Source organism: Kitasatospora sp. NPDC091257 (assembly GCF_044757675.1).
Lineage (GTDB): Bacteria > Actinomycetota > Actinomycetes > Streptomycetales > Streptomycetaceae > Kitasatospora > Kitasatospora lactacystinica.
In genome coordinates this window covers 1-3,384 of record NZ_JBIVVI010001018.1, presented here as the reverse complement: position 1 = coordinate 3,384, position 3,384 = coordinate 1, and the positions used below count along the sequence as shown (strand labels likewise).

Annotated in this window: 6 protein-coding genes; all 6 read left to right on the top strand. The window is 74.5% G+C overall.

The genetic code is table 11. The features are described 5' to 3' along the window. Nucleotides 1–290 precede the first annotated feature (290 nt). Nucleotides 291–584, top strand: a complete 294-nt coding sequence (locus ACIQOV_RS33675) for a hypothetical protein (protein ID WP_401054570.1) — start codon at nucleotides 291–293, stop codon at nucleotides 582–584. Next, nucleotides 581–1,858, top strand: coding sequence for a hypothetical protein (locus tag ACIQOV_RS33670; protein ID WP_401054569.1), 1,278 nt, complete (start codon nucleotides 581–583; stop codon nucleotides 1,856–1,858). Before ACIQOV_RS33675 ends, ACIQOV_RS33670 begins: the two co-directional genes overlap by 4 nt. Next, nucleotides 1,855–2,202: a hypothetical protein gene (locus ACIQOV_RS33665; RefSeq protein WP_401054568.1), complete on the top strand. Its 348-nt coding sequence runs from the start codon at nucleotides 1,855–1,857 to the stop codon at nucleotides 2,200–2,202. Before ACIQOV_RS33670 ends, ACIQOV_RS33665 begins: the two co-directional genes overlap by 4 nt. 71 nt (nucleotides 2,203–2,273) lie before the next feature. Continuing rightward, entirely contained in the window at nucleotides 2,274–2,585 is a 312-nt protein-coding gene (locus ACIQOV_RS33660) for an RRQRL motif-containing zinc-binding protein (RefSeq protein WP_401054567.1), read from the top strand. Between the two features lie 49 nt (nucleotides 2,586–2,634). Then, a complete protein-coding gene (locus ACIQOV_RS33655; protein ID WP_401054565.1) occupies nucleotides 2,635–3,024 on the top strand; it encodes an ATPase in 390 nt (129 codons plus the stop codon). A gap of 12 nt (nucleotides 3,025–3,036) precedes the next feature. Further along, entirely contained in the window at nucleotides 3,037–3,210 is a 174-nt protein-coding gene (locus tag ACIQOV_RS33650) for a hypothetical protein (protein WP_401054564.1), read from the top strand. The last annotated feature ends 174 nt before the right edge of the window (nucleotides 3,211–3,384 follow it).

Here is a 3,384-nt window from a genome sequence, read left to right as displayed (position 1 = left end):
CTGCTGATCCCGCACCCGTGGAGCCCGTACGTGGTCGCCGCCGTCTTCACCACCGAGGACGTCGACCACTGGGGGACGTGATCACCCGCGAATTCCATAGGTGGCCTCACCTGCCTGCCGGCCGGTGAGGCGTCGACCAGCGATCACGGTTCCCGGCGTGCACCGCTTCGGCGGCGGTACGTCGGGTCCGCGCGGTTGCTCGTCGAGCGCCGATCCCTAACACGGCTGCGGCCCCGGTGCTGGAACACCGGGGCCGCTCAGGGCCGTCCCGCTGAAAGGAAGCACGACCCGTGAAGGACATTGTTGCAGGCCAGATGGCCATGGACGAGGCCGAGTTCGCCGAGCTGGCGCTCGGTTTCGTCGGCGACTCGGAGTTCACCCGGCTGTTCACCGGGGTGCCCGGTGAGAGCGCGGTCGAGTGCGATGCCCGGATGGACGCGGCGGACGACATCCTGGCGGACCTGCGCCGGGAGGACCCGGTGCTGGCCGCTTACGCCGAGCGGCTGCTGCGCGTGGCGCCGGTGCCGCTGCGGCGTCCGGCCGTGATCCGCCGCACCGCGAGCGTCGAGCGGGTGGCGGCGTGAGCGGGCTTGGCGAGTTCCGCGCCGAGCGGCGCGAGGACCGTCGGGCCGAGCGGGCTGACGCCCGTGCGGACCTGCGGGAGGAGCGCGAGCAGAAGCGGCTGGACGCCGAGGCGGCCCGCCAGCGTCGCGAGGCCGACCAGCGCGATGCCGAGCAGGCCCGGGGGCGACGCCGTGCGGCGCGGGCCGCGCGCTTCGGCCGGGTGACCGGCTGGGTGGCGGCGAATCCGGCGCGGGCGTTCGTGCGGCTGGTGCAGGCATGCTCGATCGTGCCGGCGGTGGTCTCGCAGGTCGCCGCGCTCGACCACGCCAAGGTCGCGGTGCTGCTCGCGGTGCTGCTGGCCGCGATGCTGGAGGGCGGCGCGTGGGCGCTGGTCGCCATGGGCGCCCAGGCCGAGGGCGAGCGTTCCACCCACACCTACCGCCTCGGCGCCTGGGCGGCCGGGCTGGTCGCCGGGAGCATCAACTTCGCCCACGGCTGGACGCAGTACCCGCACCACCACTGGGTGGCGTTCGTGCTGGCCTTGTCCAGCATCGGCGCCGTCTGGCTGACCGACCTCCAGACCCACGGCGGCCGCGGCCCGACCACCGCCGAGAAGAAGCAGGCGAAGGAGCGCGCCGAACACGCCCGCCGCCGTGCCGATCACCACCCGAAGGTGCGGGCCGTCGCGGACCGCCTGCTTTCCGCCGCCGCCTACGGAGCGTTGTCGCCCGACGAAGCGTGGCGCGTCGCGTGGGAGTACGTCCACGGCGTCACCGTCCCCGGTCTGACCGCCGAGCTGCTCGCCCAGCGGCTGAACGCGAGGGCCCGAGTGGCGGAGCTGAGCGCGCTTCCGGCGCCGGCCGACCTGTGGCCGGGCATGCCCGACGACCCGTTCCCCGCCCTCACCCTCCCGCTGCCCTCCGGACCGTCCGACGGCGTCTACCTCGACACCGTTCCCGACGCTCTGCGGAACGCTTCCCCGATCACGACGGAAGCGCCCACCGCCCTTTACGGAAACGGGTCGGGCGTACCCGTACCGAAGCCCGAAGAGCCCGGCGACGGGTCCTCGACCGACGGCGGCGGGAACGCTTCCGCCCCGGCCGGGGAACGGCCCCTGGACCCGGTCGACCTCGCCCGGATCCGGGTCCTGGCCGCCGACCTCGCCGCCGCCGGCGAGGAGCTGTCGACCCGCAAGGTCCGCTCGCTGCTCGGCTGCCGCAACGAGACCGCCGTCCGCCTGCGCGCCGCCGTCGAGGCCGAGCGCGACCACTCCGACGAGGAGAACGCACAGTGACCATCACCGCGCCCACCATCGGGGTCCCCCAGCTCACCGCCGCCGGGGCCCTGCTGTCGATCCTCAGCGCCAACGCCACCCTGCCCGGGCCCCACGTGACGCTGCACATCGTCGTCCCCGGCGGCGACGACCGTCCCTCGCAGTGGGGCGTGGAACTGACGCTGGAGGACGACCCGGCCGGCTTCGAGCAGTGGCGCACGGCCCTGGGGATCGACCTCACCGCCGTCCGCAGCGACCACTGCGACCTGACCGCCTGGCTCATCACCCGCACCGTCCGCGCCGGGGTGCCCGTCACCCTGGTCGTCTACTTCGACCGGCCCGACCCGGACGACGAGGACGAGTAGCCGTGGCCGGGCCCCGGCTCTGGGCCCCGGAGGGCCGCCGGTTCGAGGGCATCCCCACCCACCCGTGAAGGATGGCCTTGGACGGCCTGCCCACCCGCCGACAGCTTCGCGCCCGCGGCCTGCGGCCCGGCGGGCAGGACGTCGCCGCGCAGATCATGTGGCGTTCCCGCCGCTCGACGTCGGGTGTGCGGGTCGCCTATCTCTACCGCGTCACCCTCGCCGCGCCTGTCCGCCCCATGACCGAGGGGCGACGCCGGGCGCTGGCCGCCGCGAGCGCCGCCCGCCGCACCTGCCCGCAGTGCGGGCGCGATGTCGGCTACGTGTCGCCCGCGCATCTGGGCACCTGCCCGCCCTGCGCTGACGGCATGCCCCTCGCGGCCTGACCCCACCCCCTGACCTGCTCCGCTGAACCTCAGCAAGGAGATCCCTGTCATGGCCCTGATCGAAATCCGGGTGGTCAGCTTCGGCTACCTCCACGGCGCCCCGCCCGCGTTCGCCCAGCTCGTGCTCGACCTCCGTGCGCACTTCCGCGACCCGCACGTCGACCCGGCCCTGCGCCACATGACCGCCGATGACCTGCCGGTGCGCCGGGCGGTGCTCGCCACCCCGGGCATCCGGGAGCTGATCACCGCCACCGCCCTGCTGGCCGACGCCTACGACGCCGGGCCCGCCGAGGCACCGCTGACCATCGCGGTCGGCTGCGCGGGTGGCCGGCACCGGGCCGCCACCGTCGCCATGGCCCTGACCAAGCGCCTCGGCAAGACCGGGACCGCCGTCCGACTCGCCCACCGCGACCTGGCCAAGCCGGTCGTCGAGCGCTGAAGGGGGAGTCCGATGCAGCTCTTCCGCCGTAGTCAGCAGCCGCAGTCCGGCCAGCAGCGCCGGGCCGCCGCCGTCCGTCGCGCGGACCGCGAGGGCCAGCGCCAGATCGACGCCCACCGCACCAGCCAGAGCACCACCGCCTGGCACACCGCGCCGGCGCCCCGCTCCTGGTGGCGCTCCTCCTGACCTCCCTCCGGTGGTGCACACCCCTCAACGCCCCGGGTGTGCACCACCTCTGACCTGGAGAAACGCACATGATCGGCGACCTGATCTGCCTGCTCCTGATCCTGGGGGACGCGGCGCTCGCCTGGTACGGCATCCGCCTGCTGGCCCGCCGCGAGGGGGAGAACCGATGACCAC